Here is a 2,022-nt window from a genome sequence, read left to right on the forward strand (position 1 = left end):
ATAGGCCAATACCTGTTGTTCTCGCATCATTGTTCCTTTCCGGGGCCATACCCGAACAAGGAGCAACAAAAAAGCAGGAGCCGTGTCCCTTTCGGGTACGGCCCCTGTATGTGTTGTTTGGGAATATGAGAGGGTTACGGTTTACTGCATCTGCATCCCTCCCAGTTTAGGGTCAGAGGTAGGGCAGAGGAGGGGGTCGCCATCTTCTCGCGCCACCAGCCCATAGGGGGTCAGGACTGCATTGGCATGATTCAGGATGTCTCTGCCATAAGCATTGAGATTGACGTGCTCTTGCAGCATGGAAAGGGTTTGCTCATCCAAGATGGTGTGCAGCTTCTGGAGTGCCACTTCCTTGGGACTGCGCTGGTCGGGCTGGAGCAGGTAGTCGTCCAGATTTTCCGCAATGTGAGTGGCGGCGACGACCTCGTGGCAGTCGATGGCAAGGATGACTGCTTTGAGTTTGGTGAGCTGTCCATACCGCTCTAGGCATTTGATGGCCTCTGCCAGCTGATTCAGATCCTGGATGTCGTTGCACTCCAGGTTCTCCAGCAGATCGGGAATGGCGCTGTCCTCGGTCCAGAAGACCACCTGGTCCCAGGAAGCAGATTCGCCCAGCTCCTCCAGCACACGGGACAGCTGGCTCTGTGTGGCGGGGAGTTCCAGAGTAACCCTGGGTTCCTGTTGATCGGAACCTTTGGCCACCAGCAGGCGAATGGCGTAAGAGGGAGGCTTGGGAACTACGTCCAGGCTGTCATGTACCTGCTTGAGGTCTTCGTGCTGGGTCACATAGCCATGGCTGACGAAAACACCGCCCTCCTCCTGTCGGGCTTTTCGGCCCAGCTGTGCAAAGTCCAGATAGTCAAAGATGGAATCGGAGACATCCTCTACTTCAGGAATAAAACCATTTTCAGCGTAGAATTTGCCCAGTTGATGATCTGTAACGGCATCCACCACATGACAGCAGTCCGTGCTGTAAGCCAGATCCATCAGGGTGGAGAGAGGGATGGGGCCATGGCCCTTGGCGGCTTCCATCTGGACCAGTCCTTCGAAAGCGGCCTTTTCCATGTCACTCAGCCCCTCCAGCCTGGTTAGCAGGGTGTTGAGCTGGTAGAGGTCACAGTCCGAGCCCAGATGTTCATGGAGAAAGGGGAAGGCTCCCGGATGGAGCAGTTCCAGGTCCGGTTTTTCACCGATGGCCATATGGAGCCTGTCCATGGCATCCTGGAGCTGGTAGTAGGTAGCCGGAAGCTCCAGGCAGCTGTGTTGAGTGTGTTTCCCGTAGAGCGCAATGCAGAACGCATTATCCAAGGGTCATCCCTCCCAGCGTCGTTCCGTGCTCCATATCCTTCGCCTCGTCCTGGGGACAAGGCTCACTCATTTCGCCGGAACTCCTTTCCCCACCGAACCCGCTGCGCTGGGCTTCGGCGGGGGCCCCGGTTTGTACATAGTCTTCCTGATACTTGGCAGGGTCGGCACCGGGGACATCCCAGCCACACATACTGCCCACCTCCATGGCCTGTCTCTGCCACATATCTACGCCAAGGTGCTCATTGAGCTGGTCGGCCAGCTCCACATTCCGCTCTTTGTCGCCGGTGTCCCACTCCGAGGGGTGGTAGCCGGTTTCACCTCGTTTGATGCAAATCAGCTGGCCCGTAGTGGGCAGGGTGGAGTAGCACATCTCCGGCAGTCCCTCTGCCAATTTGGGGGAGAAGCGCTCCTCCTCCGTCTGGATACTCCAATCGTCGAAGCTCCACAGATGGACATACAGCTCGTCGTCGCCAATGCAGATATCTCGCTGCTCAAATCCTTCGCCCCAGCCGTCCGATGCCTGCCCAGAGATATACTCCTTCAGGTTGGACAGTTCCACCGGGGTAAGGGCCCCTGCAACACGGCATTCCGCAACACCCCAGAGCTGGCCGTTTCGATCCTCGACCGTGAACACAGCGGACTGGACTTTCCGGTTGACGCTGTCATCTTCGCTGTACCAGTGCATCAGCCCACGCTCCGTTTCTTCCGGCATAC

Annotated in this window: 1 protein-coding gene and 1 pseudogene; both read right to left on the reverse strand. The window is 57.3% G+C overall.

Annotated elements, in window-relative coordinates; genetic code table 11:
- Positions 1-141: 141 nt before the first annotated feature.
- Positions 142-1,308, reverse strand: coding sequence for an antirestriction protein ArdA (locus H9X86_RS11925; RefSeq protein WP_204901718.1), 1,167 nt, complete (start codon positions 1,306-1,308; stop codon positions 142-144).
- Positions 1,301-2,022: pseudogene (locus H9X86_RS11930) on the reverse strand (hypothetical protein); the annotation flags it as partial. The pseudogene H9X86_RS11930 and the gene H9X86_RS11925, both read right to left, overlap by 8 nt.

The sequence above is a fragment of the Pseudoflavonifractor capillosus genome (assembly GCF_016902575.1).
GTDB classification, from domain to species: domain Bacteria; phylum Bacillota; class Clostridia; order Oscillospirales; family Oscillospiraceae; genus Enterenecus; species Enterenecus capillosus_A.